This window comes from Knoellia koreensis (assembly GCF_013041615.1).
Taxonomy (GTDB): Bacteria; Actinomycetota; Actinomycetes; order Actinomycetales; family Dermatophilaceae; genus Pedococcus; species Pedococcus koreensis.
In genome coordinates, this window is record NZ_JABEPQ010000002.1 from 863,023 (window position 1) to 883,994 (window position 20,972).

Sequence of the window (20,972 nt, forward strand, 5' to 3'; positions counted from 1 at the left end):
CGACAATGGCGTCAGTCCTCTTGACCCGTGCCGCGTCGCCGCGGCTGCCCCCTCGAAGGTGAACCCGTGACCGAGACCGCCGCAGCGCCCACCCAGACGATCCCCGCAGACCTGCTGCCGAAGGACGGCCGGTTCGGCTCCGGCCCGTCGAAGGTCCGCCCGGAGCAGGTCGACTACCTCGCCTCGCTCGGCACCGGCGCCCTGGGGCAGACGGTCCTCGGAACGTCCCACCGCCAGGCGCCGGTCAAGAACCTCGTCGGCGCCGTGCGTGAGGGACTGGCCGAGCTGTTCAGCCTCCCAGAGGGTTACGAGATCATCCTCGGCAACGGTGGCTCGACGGCGTTCTGGGACATCGCCGCGTTCGGGCTGGTCCGCGAGCGCGCGCAGCACCTCGCCTTCGGTGAGTTCTCGAGCAAGTTCGCGTCGGTCACCACCAACGCCCCGTTCCTTGCCGAGTCGAGCGTCATCAAGGCCGAGCCGGGCAGCCTCGCCACCGCGCGCGCCGAGACCGGCATCGACGTCTACGCCTGGCCGCACAACGAGACCTCGACCGGTGTCATGGCCCCCGTCCAGCGGGTCGAGGACGCTGACGAGGGCGCGCTCGTGCTCATCGACGCCACCAGCGGTGCCGGTGGCCTGCCCGTCGACATCACCCAGGCCGACGTCTACTACTTCGGCCCGCAGAAGTGCTTCGCCGCCGACGGTGGCCTGTGGCTCGCCGCCTTCTCCCCCGCAGCTCTCGCCCGCGTGGACGAGATCGCCGCGACCGGCCGCTGGGTGCCCGACTTCTTCAGCCTGCCCACCGCGATCGACAACTCGCGCAAGAACCAGACCTACAACACCCCCGCGATCAGCACCCTCGCGCTGCTGCGCAGCCAGGTCGACTGGCTCAACGCCCAGGGCGGGCTCACCTGGGCGGTCGAGCGCACCAAGGACTCCTCGGGGCGCCTCTACGACTGGGCCGAGAAGACGGCATACACGACCCCGTATGTCGCCGACCCGGCCGCGCGCTCGCAGGTCGTGGCGACCATCGACTTCGCCGACGACGTCGACGCCGCCGCCGTGGCCAAGACCCTGCGCGCGAACGGCGTCGTCGACGTCGAGCCCTACCGCAAGCTGGGCCGCAACCAGCTGCGCGTGGCGACGTTCCCGGCCGTGGAGCCCGACGACGTGTCGGCCCTCATCGCCTGCATCGAGCACGTCGTCGGCTGACGACGCTCGGCGATGTGGGTGACCGGCCGGTAACTTTCCCGGCCGGTCAGGCCGGAACCGCGTAACCTCGGCGTTCGCCGTTCGTTGTACCCCATGTAACCCCCGGGGTGGGACGACGACGTCGAGGAGCCAGGAATGTCGAGGACGACAGGGAGCGCGCGCACGGTGCGTATGCCGTGGCGCCAGCTCGCAGGCGCGCTGCCCGCGGTCGCGCTGGTGGGCAGCGGCGTTGCCCTTGCCCTGACCGGCGGCAACCCGCAGACCCAGATCGTCACCGACTCCGCGCCACTCATCAAGGTGCCGGACAAGCCGCTCGGTGAGGTCGACCCGGTCGAGCTGCCCCCGCTCCCGGCCCTGCCCGCCCCCAAGGAGCTGTCCCCGACGCCGGGCATCGCCCCGGCGATCCTGCCCACCCAGATGACGGTGACCGGCATCCCGGCCCAGGCGCTCGCGGCATACAAGCGCGCGGCCACGCTGGTGGACGCCGCCGACCCGGCCTGCCGCATCGACTGGGCGCTCATCGCCGCCATCGGCAAGGTCGAGTCCGACCACGGCCGCTACGGCGGCAACGGCCTCGACAAAGACGGCACGGTCCGTCCCGGCATCTACGGCATACCCCTCAACGGCCAGAACGGCACCGCCACCATCAAGGACACCGACGGCGGCGCGTTCGACCGCGACGGCACGTGGGACCGGGCCGTCGGGCCGATGCAGTTCATCCCCGGCACCTGGCGCACGATCGGGGTCGACGCGAACGGCGACGGCCGCAAGGACCCACAGAACATCAGCGACGCCGCCACCGCGACCGGGGTCTACCTGTGCAGCGGTCCCGGCAACCTCAGCACCGAGCCCGGTGCGCGCTCGGCGGTGCTGCGCTACAACCACAGCGACGCCTACGCGAGCCAGGTGCTCGCCATCGCCGCCGGTTACCGCGGCGGCTACACGGTGGTCCCCGACAGCGGCCTGACCGAGGCGCAGCGCACCGGCACGCCGTTCCTGCCGACGGGTGAGCCGCAGACGATGGCCAGCTACGACCCGGTGCTGGCCGCCAAGCCGGCGCCGAAGCCCCAGCCCAAGCCGTCGAAGAGCAAGCCTGCGCCCAAGCCGAGCCAGGACGGCACGGTCGAGGCGGGCGGCGCCAAGCCCGGCACCGGCTCGACGCCCAAGCCGTCGACGACCGCCAGCACGGGCCCGCTCGGTGGGGTCGTCGGCGGGGTCACCGGCACCGTCGGTGGCGTGGTGGGCGGCCTGACCGGCCAGACCCCGGCGCCGAAGCCGTCGACGACCACTCCCACCCCGACCGGCACCTCGGCCCCGCAGCTGCCGCTGCAGGTCCTACCGGTGGGCGGCAAGTGCCCCGACGGATACGACGAGGTGCTCGGTGCGCTCGGTGTGGTCGTCCTGTGCACCCTCGCCAAGTGACCCGCTGACCTGACGCTGACGGCGAGGTATGCCGCGGACTCACCCGACTTCGCACGCGAACCTTGCGCTTCGCTCGGGTTACCAAGGCGTGCGAAGCCAGCTTTCCCGCATGACGCGGGAAAGCTGAGGCGGGGTCAGCGCAGGAGGCTGGCGACCACGGCGGCGGCCACCACGATGACGAGCACCGCGATGGTGACGCGGCGCCGGAAGACGGGGGTCACCGGCACACCCCGGTCATCGGGCGGCCTCGGGCACGGGCTCGGGCGGGCGCACGGGCACGGTGCGGATCTGGATCCGCGGGCGAGCCTGGCTCTCGAAGGTCACCTGCACATTCTCGTGGCGCACGAGCCAGAACGACACCACCAGCAGCGTGACACCGACCGCGATGGTGCCGATGGCGATGGTCCAGCGCGGACCCCAGGCGTCACCGATCCAGCCGATGAGCGGGGCGCCGAGCGGGGTGCCGCCCATGAAGATGGCCATGTAGAGCGCCATGACGCGGCCGCGCATGGCGGGGTCGACGCGGGTCTGGACCATCGCGTTGGCCGTGGTGAGCGCGGTCAGCGCCGTGAGACCGGTCGGGACGAGCGCGATCGCGAACGTCGTGTAGGTCGGTGCCAGCGAGGCGCCCGCGGTCGAGACGGTGAACCCGGCGAGGGCCACGAGCAGCGTCCGCAGGCGGGCCTCCCCGCGACGGGCCGACAGGAGGGCGGCGGTCAGTGAGCCGATCGCCATGATCGAGCCGAGCAGGCCGTACTCCTCCGGGCCCTTGCCGAACTCCTTGGTGGCCATCAGTGCCGTGGTGACCTGGAAGTTCATGCCGAACGTGCCGAGCACGAAGACGAGCAGCATCACGAGCTGGATGTCGCGGCGGCTCCGGACGTAGCGCACGCCCTCCTTGATCGCGCCCTTGCCGCGCGCGAGGCGCGGGGACGGGCGCAGCTCCGAGCGGTGGATGGCCCCGAGCGCGATGAGCACGGCCACGAAGGTGAGCGTGTTGACGAGCAGCGTCCAACCCGTGCCGACCGCGGCAATGGTGAGGCCGGCGATGCCGGGGCCGATGAGGCGACCGGCGTTGAACGACGCGCTGTTGAGCGACACCGCGTTGGTCAGCCGCTCACGCGGCACCATCTCGGAGACGAAGGTCTGCCGCGCGGGATTGTCGAATGCCGTCGCCACGCCGGTCCACAGCGCCGCGATGTAGACCATCCAGAGCTCGGCGTTGCCGGTGACCGCGACGAGGCCGAGCCCCAGCGACGACAGGGCGAGCGCGGTCTGGGTGACGGCGAGCAGCCGCCGCTTGGGGAAGCGGTCGGCGACGATGCCGGTCCACGGCGCGAGCAGCAGGAACGGCAGGAACTGCAGGCCGGTGACGATGCCGAGCGCGGACGAGCTGTGGTTGGTGACCTCGGTCAGCACCAGCCAGTCCTGGGCGACGCGACCCATCCAGGTGCCGACGTTCGAGACGAGCGCGCCCGTGGCGTAGATGCGGTAGTTGCGGACGGACAGTGATGAGAACGTGGGGCTCACTCGTTCGCCACCCGGGTGAGGATCGCGGAGGCCTGCTGGAGGATCTCCTGCTCCTGGGGCGTCAGGTGGCTGACGCGCACGGACATCCAGGCGTCGCGCTTGCGGCGGATCTCCTTGAGCAGGCTCACGGCGTCGGGCGTCAGGGACAGGATGACCTGGCGCCGGTCGGACGGGTCGTCGGTGCGCTCGACGAGGCCGCGCTCGACGAGGGCTCCGACGGTTCGGGTCATGCTGGGTGCCGACACCTTCTCGATCTCAGCCAGCTCCCCCGGGGTGCGTGGCGCGTCCTCCAACCGGCACAGCACCGAGAACTGGTGTGGCGCAACGACATGCGTGCTCTCGAACCGCACGCGGCGGGAGATGCGCATGCACGCCAGACGCAGCTCACCGGCGAGCGCGGAGATGGCGGAGGGGGTGAGACCGGTGTCGGCGGCGCGGCTCTTGCGCGCGGGCGGTGGGGTCATGGCTCACTCCTTCGTTGTTTAGCATAACTCATTACCTGTGCTAACGATTTCCGGACGGTCACTTGGTGAGACACCACCTCGGCGCCTCCGCGCCGCCCGGACCAGCCCCCGGTCTCTCGCCCCCCGCGAACTTTGGGCCAAAGTTCGCCGGGTATGCCGTGTGGCCCGGCGGGTACCCACCTCACCTGCGCGCCGGGAGATGGCGCCTAGGGTGGTCCGGTGACCATCCGGCTGCGCCTCCTCGACGAGGTCGCCGTGGACGGCACCGCCATCCCGGGCGAGCGGCCGGCGGCGTTGCTCGCCGCCCTGGCCCTCCACCCGGCCGGGCTGTCGGACACCCGCCTCGTCGACCTCGTCTGGGGTGACGAGCCGCCCGCGCACCCCACCAAGGCGCTCCAGGTCCTCGTGTCGCGGCTGCGCTCGGTCGACCGCGACCTCGTCGCACGCCGCGAGGGCGGCTACCACCTCGGTCTGGGCCGGCACGCCGTCGACGCGTGGGCGCTCACCGACCTCGTCGCCCGGGCAGAGCAGCTGCTGCGCTCCGACCAACCGGCCGACGCCGCGAGGCTCGCCGCCGAGGCGACCGCAACCGCCGTCACCGACGCACCCGACGGCCCGCTGTCCGACCTGCGCGCCGCAGCCACCGGCACCATCGACTCCGCCCGTCGGGTCCACGCCGTCGCGCTCGCCCGCAGCGGTCACGCCGACACCGCACTGCCGCTGCTCGCGGACCTCCACGCCCAGGCCCCGGACGACGCCACCCTGCTCGCCGAGCTGCTGCGTACCGAGGCCCGGGCCGTCGGCACGGCACCGGCTCTCGCCCGCTACGACGCCTACCGCCGCGACCTCGCCGACCGCCTCGGGCGCGACCCCGACCCGGCCCTGCGCCGGATCCACCGCGAGCTGCTCGCCGCCGACTCCCCCGTCCATACCGGCGTCCGCTACGACCCGGACGAGCTGCTCGGCCGCGACGACGACCTCGCCCGGCTCCGCGCGGCGCTGGCGAGCGGCCGGCTCACCACCGTCCTGGGCCCGGGCGGCATCGGCAAGACCCGCATCGCCCACGTCCTGGCCCGCGAAGCCACGCAGCCGCGGGTCCACGTCGTCGAGCTCGTCGGCGTCGGCTCGGGCGACGACGTCGTCGCCGAGGTGGGCGCGGCCCTCGGCATCCGCGGCTCGGTGACCACGCGGCATACCCTCACCCCTGCGCAGGCGGCGGACGTCCGCGGCCGCATCGCCCGCGAGCTCGACACGGGGCCGGCGCTGCTCGTCCTCGACAACTGCGAGCACGTGCTCGAGTCGGTCGCGGGGCTCGTGGCCTACCTGCTCGTCACGACGCGCGACCTCAGCGTGCTCGCCACCAGCCGCGCACCGTTGCGGATCGCCGCTGAGCGGGTCGTGCCCCTCACCCAGCTGAGCAGCGGTCACGCGGCCGACCTCTTCGCCCGCCGCGCCCGGGCGGCGCGGCCCGATGCGACCCTCGACCCCGAGGCGGTCGACGCGGTCGTGAGCCGGCTCGACGGGCTCCCGCTCGCGGTCGAGCTGGCGGCCGCGAGGGTGCGCACCATGTCGGTCGAGCAGATCCGAGGCGCCCTCGACGACCGGTTCGGTTTGCTGCGCAGCCGCGACCGCACCACTCCGGAGCGTCACCGCACCCTTGCCGCGGTGATCGAGTGGTCGTGGGGGTTGCTGTCACCGCACGAGCGGGAGGCGGCCGCGCGGCTCTCGGTGTTCCACGACGGCTTCGACGCCGCGACGGCGACCACGGTCCTCGGGCCCGATGGCATGGACCTCGTCGAGGCACTGGTCGAGCAGTCCGTCGTCACCGTCAGCGAGTCGGGCGGGGCGACGCGCTTCCGCATGCTGGAGACGATTCGCGAGTATGCCGCGCAGCAGCTCCTCGACTCCGGTCACCACGACGACGCGGTCGCGGCCCAGGACCGCTGGGCGGTCGAGCTCGTCGAGGCGCACGGCTCGATCTTCTTCTCCCCCAACCAGATTGCGAGCATCGACGCCATCCTGGCCGAGGAGGGCAACCTGACCGACGTGCTGCGTCGTGCCCTGGCGACCGGCCGGGCCGCGGTCGGTGTCGGGCTGCTCAGCACCCTGGGCAGCCTGTGGACCATCACCGGCAACCACCCCCGCATCTTCGCCGTGGCCGACGCCGCGTCCGAGCTGCTCGCCGACTTGGACCCCACCGGCTCACGCGAGACCGACGCCGCCTTTGAGGCCGCGGCACTGCTGCTCGTGCACCTCAGCTGGATCCCCGGTCGTGACACCGACGCGATCAGCGCGGCGATGACCAGGTGGGGCCAGCCGACGCACCCGTGGGCGCGCGCGACGCAGGCGATGTTCGGGTCGGACGACGAAGAGGACCCGGGCACGCGGATCGCCGCTCTCGCCGATGCCGAGACCGACCCCTACAACGAGGCGATGCTGCTGATGTGGGCGGCGCTCAGCGCCGAGAACCGCGGCGACATCGAGGCGGCCGCCTCCTACTCCCGCCGGGCCCTCGACTCCGGCGGGCTCACGCCCTACATCGAGGCCTCGCTGCACTCCGAGCTGTCGCAGCTGGCGAGCTACCGCGGCGACCACCACCTCGCGGCCCACCACGCCGAGCTGGCCTGGCCGATGATGATGCGGCTGCACGCCGTCGACGACGCCAACTCGCTGCGGTTCACCTCGGCGGCGTCCCTCATCCTCGACCGCGACCTCGACGGGGCGGAGCGCATACTCGACGAGATCGGCGACCTGCCGGAGGGTGGCCAGCTCGGCTCGCGGATGCTGCTGATCGCCGCCCGCTCCGAGCTCGCCCTGGCCCGCGGCGACGTCGAGGCCGGGCTGGCCGGGTTCGACCGGGCGGTGGACGAGGTCCTCGTCGACCTGCCCGGGTGGGCCGGCGGAGTCACTCCATGGGTGCTCATCGCGGCGTCGGAGGCGCTCACCGCCCACGTCCTGCACGCCCCGCCCGGACCCGACCCGCGGGCCGACGAGCTCCGTTCCCTCCTGCTGGAGGGCGCTGGCGGCGGACTCGTCGGAGTGCCGACCGACGACCTCCCGTTGAGTGGTGTGCTCATGGTGGCGGTCGGCGCGTGGGGGCTGCGCCACGGCGATCCTTCAGACCACGAGAACGCGTTGCGCACCATGGCAGTTGGCCACCGATGGCGTTACAACCGGGGTCTGCCGTCACTCACCTGGGAGCCGCTGGCCGCGCTCGCGGAGCGCGTCGCACCGGGCCGGCTCGAGGCGCTCGTCGACGAGTACGCCGACCGGCCGGCCCGGGACCTGCTGGACGAGGCCCGGGACCTGCTGGCGAGCCTGTCCCCCGGCCCACCCGCGGCACACGGCTGAGCCCCGGGGCGGGGGCGCTGGACTGGGGGCACGGGGGTGAGCACGCGGCATACCCGCACCGGCTATTGGGTGGCGATCCACTCCGCGTAGAACAGGCCGAGCCCGGCGATCACGCAGATGCCGGCCACGATCCAGAAGCGGATGACGATCGTGATCTCGGCCCAGCCCACCATCTCGAAGTGGTGGTGCAGCGGCGCGATCCGGAAGACCCGCTTGCCGGTGAGCTTGAAGCTGGCCACCTGGATCACGACCGACATGGTGATGATGACGAACAGGCCGCCGAGGACGACCAGCAGCAGCTCGGTGCGGGTCATGATGGCCAGACCCGCGAGCGCCGCCCCCAGCCCGAGCGAACCGGTGTCGCCCATGATGATCTGGGCGGGTGAGGCGTTCCACCACAGGAACCCGAAACACGCCCCCGCGATCGCGCACGCCACCACGGCCAGGTCGAGCCCGTCGCGGATGTCGTAGCAGCCCACGCCGGGGGTCAGGGAGCAGCTCTGGTTGTACTGCCACAAGCTGATCCCGCTGTAGGCGCCGAACACCATGACCGACGTGCCGGTGGCGAGCCCGTCGAGCCCGTCGGTGATGTTGACGCCGTTGGAGGCACCCGCGATGAGCAGGTTGGCCCACACGACGAACAGGACGACCCCGAGGACGGGACCGGCCACCGCGAGGTCGATCGGGGTGTCCCGGATGAACGACACCGCCGTCGACGCCGCCGAGCGCCCGTGCCCATCCTTGACCAGCAGCGCGAGCAGGGCGAACGCGACCGTGACCACGGACTGCCCGAGCAGCTTCTGCCTGGAGGTGAGGCCGAGGCTGCGCGCCTTGGAGATCTTGATGTAGTCGTCCAGGTAGCCGACGGTGCCCATACCGACCAGCAGGAACAGCACCAGCAGCGCGCTCAGCGAGACGCGGCCCGGGATCACCGGGAACGACCCGCTCGAGCCGACCGCCCACAACACCAGGTGCGAGCCGAAGTAGCCCAGCACCGCGGCGGCGATGATCATGACACCGCCCATGGTCGGCTTGCCGCGCTTGTAGTGGTGGTGGGCGAGGTCGTCGCGGATGAACTGGCCGTACTGGCGCCGGATCAGGGACCGGATGAACATCGGCGTCCCCAGCAGCGCCACGACCATGGCGATCCCGCCCGCGAGCAGGACGTTGACCATCGAGTTCCGTTCGTGGGGGCTGCGGGGACGCCCTCACGCTATCCGGCTGCCGCGTCGTCGTCGCCTACCGACGCGCAAGCGCGGGTATGCCGCCCGCCCGCGTCGGTGCCGGCCGGTCACCGTGGTGACCGGCCGGCATACCCGTCACATCTTGCGGTTGAAGCTACGCACCGACAGGGGCGCGAAGATCGCGACGACGACGGCGCAGCCGAGCACCGCCCAGCCGACCTCGGCGGTGACCTGGCCGTGGTTGGCCAGCTCCCGGATCGCGCTGATGACGTGGCTGACAGGGTTGACGTCGGCGAAGGCGCGCAACCAGCCGGGCATCGTGGCGGTCGGGACGAACGCGTTGGACAGGAACGTCAGCGGGAACATCACCATCAGCGAGATGCCCTGGACGCCCTGCGCGGTCTTGCCGACGGTGCCGAACCAGGTGAAGATCCACGCCAGCGACCAGCCGGTGACGATGGCGAGCAGGATCGCACCGAACACGCCGAGGACGCCGCCGCCGGGGCGGTAGCCCATCGCGATGCCGGTGCCGAAGGTGAGGGTCGAGGCGATGGCGTATCGGACGAGGTCGGCGACCATGGGTCCGGCCAGCGGTGCGATCCGCGCGATCGGCAAGACCTTGAACCGGTCGAAGACACCCTTGTCCATGTCCTCACGCAGCTGGACGCCGGTGGCGATGCAGGCGGTGAGGACGGTCTGGCCGATGAGGCCGGGGATGATGACGGGCAGGTAGTCCTTGACGCTGCCGCTGATCGCGCCGCCGAAGATGTAGGCGAACATCGCGGTGAACAGCAGCGGCTGGATGGTGACGTCGAAGAGCTGCTCGAAGTTGCGCCGCATCTTCATGGTGGCCCGCCACGCCAGGGTCATCGTCTGGGCGACGGTCTGGCCCAGGGATACATGGGTGGCGAGCCGGCGGTCGAGGACGCCGGTGTCGACGGTGACCCGCTGGGTCGCGTCGCCGGGTGGGGTGGTGGTCAGGGTGCTCATGATGCGGCCTCCATGCTCGCGGAGTCGTCGGTGTCGGAGTCGGCGGTGTGCCCAGTGAGGGCGAGGAAGACCTCGTCGAGCGACGGCTTCTGCACGGTGAGGGACTCGATGCCGATTCCCTTCTCCCGCAACGCAACCAGCACGTCAACGGCCTGCTCGCTGCGCTCGAGCGGCACCGACAGGCGGCGCGCCTCGGGCGACGGCACGGGCTCCTCGCCGACGAGGCCACGAGCAGTGGCGGCAGCGAGGACGAGGTCGTCGCGCTCGGCCAGGTGAACGGTGAGCGAGCTGCGCCCGACGGAGGACTTGAGCTCGTCGGAGGTGCCCTCGGCGACCTTGACGCCACGGTCGATGACGGCGATGCGGTCGGCGAGCTGGTCGGCCTCGTCGAGATACTGCGTGGTCAGCAGGACCGTGCAGCCCTCGTCGACGAGCTCGCGGATGGTGTCCCACATCTGCCCGCGGGTGCGCGGGTCGAGGCCGGTCGTCGGCTCGTCGAGGAAGATCAGCGGCGGGCGCGTGATGAGGCTGGCGGCGAGGTCGAGCCGGCGCCGCATGCCGCCGGAGAACGCGCTGATCGGCTTGTTCGCGGCCTCGGTGAGGTCGAACTGCTCGAGCAGCGTGGCCGCGCGGCGCTTGCTCTCGGGCCGCGAAAGCCCCTGGAGGCGGCCGAAGAGCAGCAGGTTCTCGGTGGCGGTGAGGTTCTCGTCGACCGAGGCGTACTGCCCGGTGACGCCGAGCAGCTGGCGGATGACGTGGCCCTCGCGGCTCACGTCGTGGCCGAAGACCTCGGCGCGTCCACCGTCGATGGGCAGCAGGGTGGCGAGCATCTTCAGGGTCGTCGTCTTGCCGGCGCCGTTGGGCCCGAGGACGCCGAACACCTCGCCGCGGCGGACCTCCAGGTCGATGCCGTCGACGGCCCGCTGGTCGCCGAAGGTCTTGACGAGCCCCTGGGCGTGGACTGCGAGTGTGTCGTTCGTGTGCATGCTCCCAAGGATGGGGGCGGCCGCTTTCACCGTGGTTTCACGGCCGGTCCGGGTGGTTTCACGCCCCCCGTCGCCTCGACTTCGGCCCCCAACCACACGGGTATGCCGCGTGGTCACCCCCGCGGGGACCACGCGGCATACCCGTGCGTGGGTCTGACGACGTCAGGCGTCGACGCGCGCCCGCTCGGCCGCGAGGAAGGTGTCGCGCTGCTCGACGCGAGCGCTGCGCGCCATCCGGGCGACGACGACCCACGAGCCGATCGCGGCCAGCACGACCAGTCCCACGACGACCGCGACGCCGGTGACCATGCCGGGCAGCAGCTCGCCCGGGACGGGCTCGCCGCCATCGGCCGCGGCGGACCCGATGATCGCGGTGACGACCGCCATCATCGCTGCGCCACCGACCTGGACACTGGTGTTGACCAGCCCGGAGGCGAGTCCCTGCTCGTGGTCGGCGACACCGGCGGTCGCCTGGCTGTTGATCGACGGGAAGGTCAGCGCGAACCCGAAGCCGAGCAGCAGCATCGTCGGCAACAGGAACGCCCAGTAGGACGCGCCGGGCTGGACCCGCAGGAACAGCGCGTAGGCGAGGACGAACGCGGTGAGCCCGACGGCGATGAGGCGCTGGGTGCCGAACCGGTCGAGCACGCGGTCGATCTTCGTGGAGCTGGCGACCACGAGCAGCCCGGCCGGGAGGAACCCCAGGGCCATGGCCAGCGGCGACCACCCGAGCGAGCTCTGCAGGTAGATCGTCACGAGGAACTGGAAGGCGGCGTAGGCGCCGAACATGGCCGCGCCGGAGAGGTTGGCGTGCACCAGGTGCACGGAGCGCAGGATGCCCAGCCGCACCAGGGGCGCGGGGTGGCGCAGCTCGGTGACGACGAAGGTCGCGGCCAGGGCGGCGGCCACGGCGAACGACCCGAGCGTCACCGGGCTGGTCCAGCCACGCGACGGCGCCTCGACGACGGCATACACGGCGAGCAGGAGGGCACCGGTCACCGAGACCGCACCCAGCAGGTCGAAGTCACGCAGCCGGATGTGCTCCTGCGCGGCCACCCGCGGCACCAGCCGCCACCCGGCAGCGGCGAGCAGCAGCGCCACCGGCCCGGGCAGGAGGAACGTCGCCCGCCAGCCGAGCTCGGTGAGCAGGCCGCCGAAGACGAGACCGAGCGAGAACCCGCTCGCACCGCAGACGGTGTAGATCGACAGGGCGCGGTTGCGCGCCGGGCCCTCGGCGAAGGTCGTGGTGATGATGGACAAGCCGGCCGGGACGGTGAAGGCGGCGGCGACGCCCTTGACGAAACGCAGCGCGATGAGCGCCGTCGGGTCGCTGAGGACCGCACTGACCACCGACGCCAGACCGAAGACGAGGACGGCGCCGAGGAAGACGCGGCGGCGGCCGAGCAGGTCCGAGCTGCGGCCGCCGAGCAGCAACAGGCCGCCGTAGCCGAGGACGTAGCCGCTGACGATCCACTGGAGCGTGCTGGGGGCGAGCTCGAGGTCTGCGCCGATCGAGGGAAGGGCCACGCCGACCATGGAGATGTCGAGGCCGTCCAGGAAAAGGGCACCGCAGAGCACGACGAGGAGGAGCCACGTGGAGCGGGTCCAGCCGGTGCCGCTGGTGACGGTCGCGTGGGAAACGTCCTGCGGCTCAGTGGTTTCCGCGGTGGGAGCGGGAGCGTGGGAGAGGTCATGGATTGACGTCATGTCGCCCATCATGCATGCACTTGCATTCAATGCACAAGCAAATAATGCATGAACAACTTTTGCACCTGCACGTGGTAGGATCACGCGCATGAGCCGAGCCGACGACGACGCCTTGGCCCAGGCATGGCATGACCTGATGGGCCGTTACCAGCGGATGATGTGCACGCTGGACCGCGAGCTGGAGCAGCACGGGCTGAACGCCAGCGAGTTCGAGGTGCTCCAGCAGCTGCACTCCGGCAAGGCCTGCGAGCTGCCGATGAGCGCCCTCGCCGAGCACGCCCACCTCACCCAGAGCGCCCTGTCCCGCCTCGTCTCACGGCTCGAGAAGGACGGCCTCATCACCCGCAAGACGTGCAGCAACGACCGGCGCGCCCAGTTCGTCGCGCTCACCGACGAGGGCCGCCGCCGCTTCCGCGAAGCCAAGCCGACGCAGCGCCAGGTGCTGCGTGAGGGCGCCGTCGACTGCCCCCAGCTCGCCCCCGCCGCAACCTCCTGACCCCTCCCCTGGCGAACTTTGGCCCAAAGTTCGCCAGGGCTTGGAACCTTCCCGTGCCCCACGAACTTTGGCCCAAAGTTCGGTATGCCGCGTGGCCGGGTGACCCGGCCACCCGGCATACCTGACGTCGCCGTCGGCGACCCCCCGCGTCAGCCGACGCCGAGCAGGGTCTTGACCGGGTCGATCGCGAAGTAGATGACGAACAGTGCCGACACGCCCCACAGGAGTGGGTGGATCTGGGCGGCCTTGCCACGCACGAGCTTGATGACGACGTAGACGACGAAGCCGGCGCCGATGCCCGCCGTGATCGAGTAGGTGAAGGGCATGAGGACGATGGTGAGGAACGCCGGGATCGCGACCTCGAGGTCGTCCCAGTCGATGCCCTTGACCTGCTGCATCATGAGGAAACCGACCACGACCAGGGCCGGCGTCGCGGCCTCGTAGGGGACGATCTTGACCAGCGGCGCGAGGAAGGTCGCCAGGAGGAACAGCACGCCGGTGACGACCGATGCCAGGCCCGTGCGGGCGCCCTCGCCGACACCGGCGGCGGACTCGATGTAGGACGTGTTGGACGAGACCGACCCGGCACCACCGGCGACCGCGGCGAGGGAGTCGACGAGCAGGATCTTGTCGGAGTTCGGCGGGTTGCCCTCCTTGTCGAGCAGCCCGGCCTCGCCACCGATGGCGACCATCGTGCCCATCGTGTCGAAGAAGTCGGCCAGCAGCAGGGTGAAGACGAGCAGGATCGCCGAGACCGCGCCGATCTTGCCGAACGAGCCGAGCAGGTTGAAGTCACCGAGCAGCGAGAAGTTGGGGACGTCGAGGACCTGGTCGGGCAGCTTCGGGACGTTGAGGCCCCAGCCGGCGGGGTTGACGAGCTTGCCCGTCGCGTCGGTCTGGCTGCCGATCTTGCCGACCGCCTCGACGATGACGGCGAGGACGGTGGCGCCGACGATGCCGATGAGGATGGCGCCCTTCACCTTGCGCACCAACAGGATCACGATGGTGAGCAGCCCGACGACGAAGACGAGCGTGGGCCAGCCGTTGAGGAACCCGCCGATGCCCAGCTCGACGGGCACGGGTCCGCTGGCCGGGCGTCGGACCACTCCGGCGTCGACGAGCCCGATGAACGTGATGAACAGGCCGATGCCGACCGAGATCGCGGTCTTGAGCTGCGCCGGGATCGCCTTGAACACCGCCTGCCGGAACCCGGTCAGCACGAGGATCGTGATGATGATGCCCTCGAGGACGATGAGACCCATCGCATCGGCCCACGTCATCTCGGGCAGCTTGGCGATGCCGAACGTCACGAACGCGTTGAGCCCCAGGCCCGCCGCGATCGCCATGGGGTAGTTGGCGACGATGCCCATCAGCAGGGTCATGACGCCAGCGATGAGCGCGGTGCCGGCGGCGACCAGCTGGAGGGCGCGCGGCACGTCACCCCCGCCGAGGAAGCCGCCCGTGCCGTCGGCCTGGGTGCCGAGGATGAGCGGGTTGAGCACCACGATGTAGGCCATCGCGAAGAAGGTCACCAGTCCACCGCGGACCTCGCGGCCGACGCTGGACCCACGTTCGGTGATGCGGAAGAAGCCGTCGAGACCGGTGCGGGAGGGACCGGGGCGCTGCGCCGGGGGCGCGGAGGAGGGCTTGGCCATGGCCGACAGGGTAGGGCCTGCGTGGGGCCCGGTGGTGAAGGCTACGCTGAGGATCGTGACCGAGTCGGAGCCGCCCGAGGCCGCCCGCGAGAGCGGTGTCGCCGACGAGGCCCGGTATGCCGCGGAGCGCGGCGCCGCGAGCGCGTCACCGTCGGGTCGCGCCGGCACCGGTGCCGAGCTCGAGCCGCTGGCCTGGAGCACGGGCCGGATCGTGCTCGGCGGCATCGCCGCCTGGGTCGTCGCGCTCGTCGTCACGCTGGTCGTGCCGGACCTGCACACCGGCGAACGGTCGTGGTGGCCGTGGTGCTGCGTCGCCGGGATCCTGCTCGGCTTCCTCGGCTACAGCTACGTGCGCCGCGGCCGCGGCAACGCCGCCGACGCCCACTGACCCGCCCACCCGCAAACCCCACGTTGCGCGGCATACCTCTCGCCTGCGCGCCTCCCGCAAACCGGGGGTTGCGTGCATGAAACGGGGGTCATTTCCATCCGTTTCATGTCAGCAACCCCCGCTTTGCCAGCGTGCCGCTCACGCGGCGAGTCGCGACAAGGCGGCCCGGATCCGGCTGAGCAGAGTCGCTGGGTCGGCCAGTTCGTCCCAGGTGATGCGCACGACGGCATAGCCGAGCTCGCGGAGGCGGTCTTCACGTCGCTTCTCGGCGATGAGGACCTCCCTCCCATCCTCGCCGCCGTACTTGACCGCCCCGTCGAACTCGACGATCACCCGGCCGGCCACCAGGAAGTCGACCCGTCCCACGAGGTGCCCATCGACGTCCCGGATCGGCACCTGGCTGTCAAAGGGCAGCCCCAGCGCGGCAAGGATCAGCCGGGTGCGGCTCTCCCCCACTGACTCGCACTTCGGGTCGAGCGCCGCCACGGCGTTGCGCAGCCGTCGTTTGCCACGCAGGCTCGGCCCGAGCCTTTCGGCGGCCTCCTCCAGCTCCTCCACTGAGCAGGCGCCGCTCTGCAGGGCGGCATCTCCAGCGACGACACCGGCTGCGGTGCTGACTGACGAGGTGGTCACCACGGCATCGGGGATGCTCAGCACCCGCAAGCCGTCCAGCTCGACCTCGTCAACCAGTCCGCGCGTGGGCATCACGCGCAGGCCTGACACTGTCGTGCTCTCCTCGACATCTGCGGCCACCACAACCAGGTCCCGCGGGACGTGCCACAGAGGAAGTCCGTGCAGTGCCACAGCAGAGTGATGAGTTGCGTACTCCTTCGCGGTTCGGGAACGAAGGACCGCTTGCACCCGGAGGCGATACTGCTCATCGGATCCGGCTGCTGCCCACACGGTGCTGTCGACAAAGGCACCACGTCGAACTCGCACCAGCAGGCCGACCCTCACCCACTCACGGACGAACCTCGGGTCCACGTCGAGACGGATGAAGTCGCGGGCGGTGACGACCCCGGACTGAGCAGCCAGCACCGCGGCCACGGCGGAGTCAAGCATTGGGTCTGCCATGGCTGGAGCGTGACGAGTGCACGCCCCGCCTGCATCAGCCGGATCGGTCGCCTGTGGACGAACTCTCGGCGGTGGCCGCCCTGTGGATGACGCGCAAAACGGGGGTTGCTGTCATGAAACGGGGTGTATGGACGCCCGTTTCATGCCAGCAACCCCCGTATTGCGGGCGTGGCGCCGTCAGACGGGGTCGAAGGCCAGCTCGTCGACCAGGGGGTCGCCGGCCTCGACCAGCGACTCGGGTGCGGGCGCGTCCACCTCGGAGTGGGCGCCGCAGCCGTGGTCAAGGCTCACGACGCGACCGTCGGAGGGTGACCAGGCGTTGGCGCACACGCCGAAAAAAGACCTCAACGCCCCCGCCATCGGCAGGAAGTAGCCGCAGGTCGAGCACGGAGCCGGCGCCTTCTCGGCCACCTCGGAGTGCGGGCCGTTGTCGCCGTCGTACCACCGCTGGGCCGCGGCCTCGCGACCCTCCGCCGACAGCACGCGCGGCCTCCCGAGACCCAGCTCGAACTCAGCCATCTCGTCGACGTCCTCGTCGCCCGTCGCCTCGAACCCGGGCTCGAGCAGCGGGTCGTCCTCCTTGTAGGGGAGTACGTCGCCGGCGCCGAGGTCACCCGGAGCCAGCCGGTCGGCATACGGCACCCAGGCGGGCGCGAGCAGCGCGCCGTCACCGGGCACGAGGTTGGTCTCGCAGATGGTCGCGACCTTGCCGCGCGGCACGCGCGCCACGGTGACGGCCCACCGCCAGCCCGGGTAGGCCTTGGCCGTGCAGGCGAAGTAGTGCGTCCCCAGGCGCTCCTCGTCCATGGTCATGCCGAGGTGCTCGCCGACGGTGCCGGCCTCGGCAATCTCCTCGGCGGCACCGCGCGCGAGCTCGACCGCAGCCGCGAGGACGGCGTCGCTCTTGGCGGGCTTGGCGGCCGCCATCACGGCTCGATCTGGTCGGCGAGGAACCGCAGGACCTGGGCGAGCTTCTTGCCGTGGTCCTTGTCCAGCCGGCGTCCGCGGCGCAGCGAGTTCGACGCGTTGTCGAGCAGCTTGATGGCGTCCTCGACCAGCGGCGCGAGGTCCTCCGGCGACTTGCGGCTCTGCTCGCGCTTGCCGGCGGCGACGCTCGGCGCGGGCTCGAGCAACGTCACCTGCAGCGCCTGCGTCCCCCGCCGCCCCTCGGCCACGCTGAACTCGACGCGGGTGCCGCCCTTGAGCGTCTGCACCCCGTCGGGGAGGGCGTTGGCGTGCAGGAACACGTCACCGCCGTCGTCGTCGGAGATGAAGCCGAAGCCCTTCTCCTGGTCGTACCACTTGACCTTGCCTGTGGGCACCTGTCGTCCCTTTACCTCGAAGTTCGTGTGCGCGGTCACGCGCGGACCAAGCCTAACCGCCGAGGCGAGGTGCCTGCTCAGGTATGCCCGCGGTGCCCGTCTAAGGTGCCCGCGTCGCCACCCGAGGCAGACGAGGAAAAAACCCTATGGAGGCGTGTCGGTGCACGCTGCGAGGATTGGCCGGTGAGTGGGACGACGACCTCCGGGCACGGCATCCGCGACTTCTGGGCGGCGCTGCCGGTCGAGGGGCGGTGGCTGCTGTCGACGGTCGCCGTGCAGACGCTCGGTCGCGGGCTGACGCTGCCGTTCACGGTCATCTACATGCACGAGGTCCGCGGCATCTCCCTCGACCTCGCGGGCGTCCTGATGGCGGTCATCGCGGTGGCTGCACTCGCCGTCACCGGCCCGGGCGGGGCGCTGACCGACCGCGTGGGGGCACGCCGCATGCTGCTCCTCGCGACCACGGCCCAGCTGGTCGGCTGCGTGGTGCTCGCGTTCGCGACGACGCCGTGGCTGTTCGCGCTCGGGTTCCTCTTCCTCGGCTTCAACTTCGGCATCTCATGGCCGGCCTTCAACGCGCTCATCGCCGCCATCGTCACCGGCGAGGCCCGCCAGCAGTACTTCGGCATCAACTTCGCCCTGGTCAACCTCGGCATCGGGCTCGGCGGCATCATCGGTGGGCTATACGCCGACGTCACCAACCCGACGACGTTCACGGTCATCTTCCTCGCCGACGCGGCGTGCATGCTCGTGCCGATCGGGCTGCTGCTCGGCCCGTTGCGCCACGTCCACGGCCGCGCCGAGCGCCCCGCCGACGGGGGCGACGACTCCGGCTCCTACCTGACGATCCTGCGCCAGCCGGCCGTGCTGTGGCTGACGGCCCTGACCTTCCTCGGGGTGTTCATCGGCTACGGCCAGATGGAAGCCGGCTTCCCCGCGTTCGCCCGGCAGGTGAGCCAGGTGTCGACGGGTGTCATCGGGTTCGCGTTCGCCGTCAACACCGTGGTGATCGTGGCCCTCCAGTTCTGGGTGCTGCGGCGCATCAGCGGCAAGCGCCGCACCCGCGTGCTGCTGGTCATGCTGGCCCTGTGGTCCGTGGCGTGGATCTCGTTGGGGCTCACCGGATTCGTGGCCGGGACGGCCGCCGCGACCGCGGGTGTCATCGTTTTCCACGCGTTGTTCGCGCTGGGCGAGACGATGCTCCAGCCGACGATCCCGGCCATCACCAACGACATGGCCCCCGACCACCTCCGCGGCCGCTACAACGCCGTCAACGCCGGCGCCTTCCAGGCCGGCACGATCCTGGCGCCGGTCGTCGCGGGTTTCCTGCTGCGGCACCACCTGTCCACGGTGTTCATCGCGATGCTCGTGGTCGGATGCGCTGCCATGGTCGCCCTGGCGCTGGCTCTCGAGCGACGAATCAGCCCACGGGTCAACGGAGTTGGTCCGGCAGCGGTCGACGAGGCCACCCTGCCGGAGACGGCTCAGCCGAGCGACGGGGCGATCCCCCAGGTGCCGCTCCACGAGTCGCCGGGAGCGAGCACGACGAGTCCCTGACCCGAGTTGAACGCGTCGGCCGGGCAGGTCATCGGCTCGACCGCGATACCGCGCTCACCGGGTTCGTCGTCGGCCCCCTTGGCCGTGAACACCTGCGTCCACGTGAACGCGTCGTCGCCCCACACGGTGACCGGCCCGCGGTCACGCAGCCCCGACACGGTCACCTCCCAACGGCCGCTCGCCGCGTCCCGCGCCAGCCCGGTGTATGCCGTGTCGAGACTCGTCGTGCCGAGCGCACGGGCGGTGCGGAAGTCGTCCTCGGGCCGGACCGCAACGGTCTCGACCGGCAGCGAGCGCTCGTCGACGAGCACCTCGGTGTCGGCGGGCAGCTCGAGCACGACCTCGGCGAGCGGGGTGTCCCCGATCGCCACGTACGGGTGGGCGCCGTAGCCGAACGGCACCGAGCCGTCCCCGGCATTGGTCGCCGCGCTCGTCACGGTCAGGCCGTCGTCGCCCAGCGCATAGCGGACGGTCAGGTCGAGGACTCCGGGCCAGCCCGACTGCGGGAACAACCGGGTGTTCACCGTGATGGCGTCCTCGCCCCGCTCAGTCACCCGCCACGGCGCCCAGCGCACCAGTCCGTGGCTCGCGTTCTGCTTGGCCGGCTCGGTCAGTGCGAGCTGCCGCTCCACCCCGTCGAAGGTGTACTTCCCGTCGCGGATCCGGTTGGGCCACGGCATGAGCAGCTGCCCACGGCCGTAGGTCGCCACCTCGTCCTCGCCATAGCCCGCGACCACGTCGACGCCGTCCACGGCATACCGGCGCAGGCCGCCACCCACCTCGACGACGGTGGCCTCCTGGCCGCCCCGACGGATCGTCCACTGCTCACCAGAGGGAAAGGTCACGCGGCCAACCTAGTGTCCGCCCGCTCAGCGCACCGGGCGGATGCTGACCGCCTTGGAGCCGTCCTTGGTGGCGAGCACGATCACCCGGTCGCCGACGGCGGGCGCCTGGCCGGGCACCCGGGTCGAGCCGTCCACGGCATACGTCGCGGTGAAGTCGTCGCTGCTGCGGACGGTGACCGAGGTGGCCGACGCCTTGGTGACCTCGCCGCGCTGGACGAGCATGGTGGCCGGCTTCCCGTCACCGCCCTGGGTGGTGAACTCACCGTGCTCGACTGCTCCGAGGCCGGGTATGCCGCCCTTGCGGCCGCCGCCGCCCGGCTCGCCCCCGTTGCCCTTGCCGTTGCCGCGGCCCTGGCCGGGTCCCTGGGGTTGGGGCGGCCCTCCCGGCTCGTCGCCGCGCGGTCCGGACCACTTCCGTCCGTCCTCGTGACCGGCGGTCATGCGCTCGGCGCCACCGTGGCCGAAGGCCGCGCGGGCCACGACGAGCGAGCCGATGCCGAGCGACCCCAGCACGAGCAGCGCGGCCAGCCCGGCGGCCACGGCGACCGCGATCCGCCCACCGGTGGTCGAGGTGGCCTCACGCCAGACACCCGGCTTGCGCGGCGGTGGCTCGGCTGGGGCCGCTGCCCCGGTGGCGGCGGCCGGGGGCAGCTGCTGGGTGTCGTGGGTGGGCAGCTGCTCGGTCGGCCGGTCTGTCGGTCGGTCGGTGGGGCCGTGAGGGGGTGTGGGCGTGGGCATGGCGTCTCCTGTCGTTCCCCCGGTGTCGATCCCACCAGTGTGTGGGCAGAA

General features: G+C 71.3%; 18 protein-coding genes. 6 read left to right on the plus strand and 12 right to left on the minus strand.

What is annotated here, in order from left to right; genetic code table 11:
* The first annotated feature begins 66 nt into the window (after positions 1–66).
* Together serC and HJG52_RS12370 are read left to right on the plus strand one after the other, a co-directional pair.
* On the plus strand, positions 67–1,212 hold the full coding sequence (gene serC / locus HJG52_RS12365) for a phosphoserine transaminase (protein ID WP_171243859.1): 1,146 nt from the start codon (positions 67–69) through the stop codon (positions 1,210–1,212).
* Between the two features lie 135 nt (positions 1,213–1,347).
* Positions 1,348–2,634, plus strand: a complete 1,287-nt coding sequence (locus HJG52_RS12370; RefSeq protein ID WP_206070541.1) for a lytic transglycosylase domain-containing protein — start codon at positions 1,348–1,350, stop codon at positions 2,632–2,634.
* A 234-nt stretch (positions 2,635–2,868) separates the two neighbouring features.
* Here the strand turns inward: HJG52_RS12370 and HJG52_RS12375 are convergent, their stop codons facing one another.
* Complete coding sequence (locus HJG52_RS12375; RefSeq protein WP_171243860.1) at positions 2,869–4,164, minus strand: MFS transporter; 1,296 nt, start codon at positions 4,162–4,164, stop codon at positions 2,869–2,871.
* Positions 4,161–4,628 carry a MarR family winged helix-turn-helix transcriptional regulator gene (locus tag HJG52_RS12380; protein ID WP_206070543.1) on the minus strand — a complete coding sequence of 156 codons (468 nt, stop codon included), beginning with the start codon at positions 4,626–4,628 and terminating at the stop codon, positions 4,161–4,163. Before HJG52_RS12380 ends, HJG52_RS12375 begins: the two co-directional genes overlap by 4 nt.
* A gap of 219 nt (positions 4,629–4,847) precedes the next feature.
* Here HJG52_RS12380 and HJG52_RS12385 point away from each other — a divergent pair, with 219 nt between their 5' ends.
* Complete coding sequence (locus HJG52_RS12385) at positions 4,848–7,979, plus strand: BTAD domain-containing putative transcriptional regulator (RefSeq protein ID WP_171243861.1); 3,132 nt, start codon at positions 4,848–4,850, stop codon at positions 7,977–7,979.
* Between the two features lie 62 nt (positions 7,980–8,041).
* On the opposite strand, the gene mraY is transcribed toward HJG52_RS12385, so the two are convergent.
* From mraY to HJG52_RS12405, 4 genes are all read right to left on the minus strand, one after another.
* Positions 8,042–9,154 (minus strand): phospho-N-acetylmuramoyl-pentapeptide-transferase, encoded by a 1,113-nt coding sequence (mraY, locus tag HJG52_RS12390; RefSeq protein ID WP_171243862.1) that lies wholly within the window; start codon positions 9,152–9,154, stop codon positions 8,042–8,044.
* A gap of 144 nt (positions 9,155–9,298) precedes the next feature.
* Positions 9,299–10,153 (minus strand): ABC transporter permease, encoded by an 855-nt coding sequence (locus HJG52_RS12395; protein ID WP_171243863.1) that lies wholly within the window; start codon positions 10,151–10,153, stop codon positions 9,299–9,301.
* The gene (locus tag HJG52_RS12400) at positions 10,150–11,139 is read right to left on the minus strand and encodes an ATP-binding cassette domain-containing protein (RefSeq protein WP_171243864.1); all 990 of its coding nucleotides are present in this window, start codon (positions 11,137–11,139) and stop codon (positions 10,150–10,152) included. Before HJG52_RS12400 ends, HJG52_RS12395 begins: the two co-directional genes overlap by 4 nt.
* Before the next feature lie 162 nt (positions 11,140–11,301).
* Positions 11,302–12,846, minus strand: a complete 1,545-nt coding sequence (locus tag HJG52_RS12405; RefSeq protein WP_171243865.1) for an MFS transporter — start codon at positions 12,844–12,846, stop codon at positions 11,302–11,304.
* Positions 12,847–12,934: 88 nt separating this feature from the next.
* On the opposite strand from HJG52_RS12405, the gene HJG52_RS12410 reads away from it, so the two are divergent.
* Positions 12,935–13,342, plus strand: a complete 408-nt coding sequence (locus HJG52_RS12410) for a MarR family winged helix-turn-helix transcriptional regulator (RefSeq protein ID WP_171243866.1) — start codon at positions 12,935–12,937, stop codon at positions 13,340–13,342.
* Positions 13,343–13,491: 149 nt separating this feature from the next.
* Here the strand turns inward: HJG52_RS12410 and HJG52_RS12415 are convergent, their stop codons facing one another.
* A complete protein-coding gene (locus HJG52_RS12415) occupies positions 13,492–14,997 on the minus strand; it encodes an NCS2 family permease (RefSeq protein ID WP_171243867.1) in 1,506 nt (501 codons plus the stop codon).
* A 55-nt stretch (positions 14,998–15,052) separates the two neighbouring features.
* Here HJG52_RS12415 and HJG52_RS12420 point away from each other — a divergent pair, with 55 nt between their 5' ends.
* The gene (locus HJG52_RS12420) at positions 15,053–15,385 is read left to right on the plus strand and encodes a DUF2530 domain-containing protein (protein ID WP_346767715.1); all 333 of its coding nucleotides are present in this window, start codon (positions 15,053–15,055) and stop codon (positions 15,383–15,385) included.
* Positions 15,386–15,523: 138 nt separating this feature from the next.
* On the opposite strand, the gene HJG52_RS12425 is transcribed toward HJG52_RS12420, so the two are convergent.
* From HJG52_RS12425 to HJG52_RS21290, 3 genes are all read right to left on the minus strand, one after another.
* A complete protein-coding gene (locus tag HJG52_RS12425) occupies positions 15,524–16,459 on the minus strand; it encodes a type IV toxin-antitoxin system AbiEi family antitoxin domain-containing protein (RefSeq protein ID WP_171243869.1) in 936 nt (311 codons plus the stop codon).
* A 177-nt stretch (positions 16,460–16,636) separates the two neighbouring features.
* On the minus strand, positions 16,637–17,386 hold the full coding sequence (locus HJG52_RS12430) for a DUF3027 domain-containing protein (RefSeq protein WP_171243870.1): 750 nt from the start codon (positions 17,384–17,386) through the stop codon (positions 16,637–16,639).
* Entirely contained in the window at positions 17,386–17,820 is a 435-nt protein-coding gene (locus tag HJG52_RS21290; RefSeq protein ID WP_346767716.1) for a cold-shock protein, read from the minus strand. The genes HJG52_RS12430 and HJG52_RS21290 overlap by 1 nt, the downstream gene beginning before the upstream one ends.
* 144 nt (positions 17,821–17,964) lie before the next feature.
* On the opposite strand from HJG52_RS21290, the gene HJG52_RS12440 reads away from it, so the two are divergent.
* Positions 17,965–19,338: an MFS transporter gene (locus HJG52_RS12440; protein ID WP_171243871.1), complete on the plus strand. Its 1,374-nt coding sequence runs from the start codon at positions 17,965–17,967 to the stop codon at positions 19,336–19,338.
* Here the strand turns inward: HJG52_RS12440 and HJG52_RS12445 are convergent.
* Together HJG52_RS12445 and HJG52_RS21295 are read right to left on the minus strand one after the other, a co-directional pair.
* Positions 19,266–20,183 carry an aldose epimerase family protein gene (locus HJG52_RS12445; protein ID WP_171243872.1) on the minus strand — a complete coding sequence of 306 codons (918 nt, stop codon included), beginning with the start codon at positions 20,181–20,183 and terminating at the stop codon, positions 19,266–19,268. The two genes, HJG52_RS12440 and HJG52_RS12445, sit on opposite strands and share 73 nt — an antisense overlap.
* Positions 20,184–20,207: 24 nt before the next feature.
* On the minus strand, positions 20,208–20,921 hold the full coding sequence (locus HJG52_RS21295) for a hypothetical protein (RefSeq protein ID WP_171243873.1): 714 nt from the start codon (positions 20,919–20,921) through the stop codon (positions 20,208–20,210).
* Positions 20,922–20,972 lie beyond the last annotated feature (51 nt).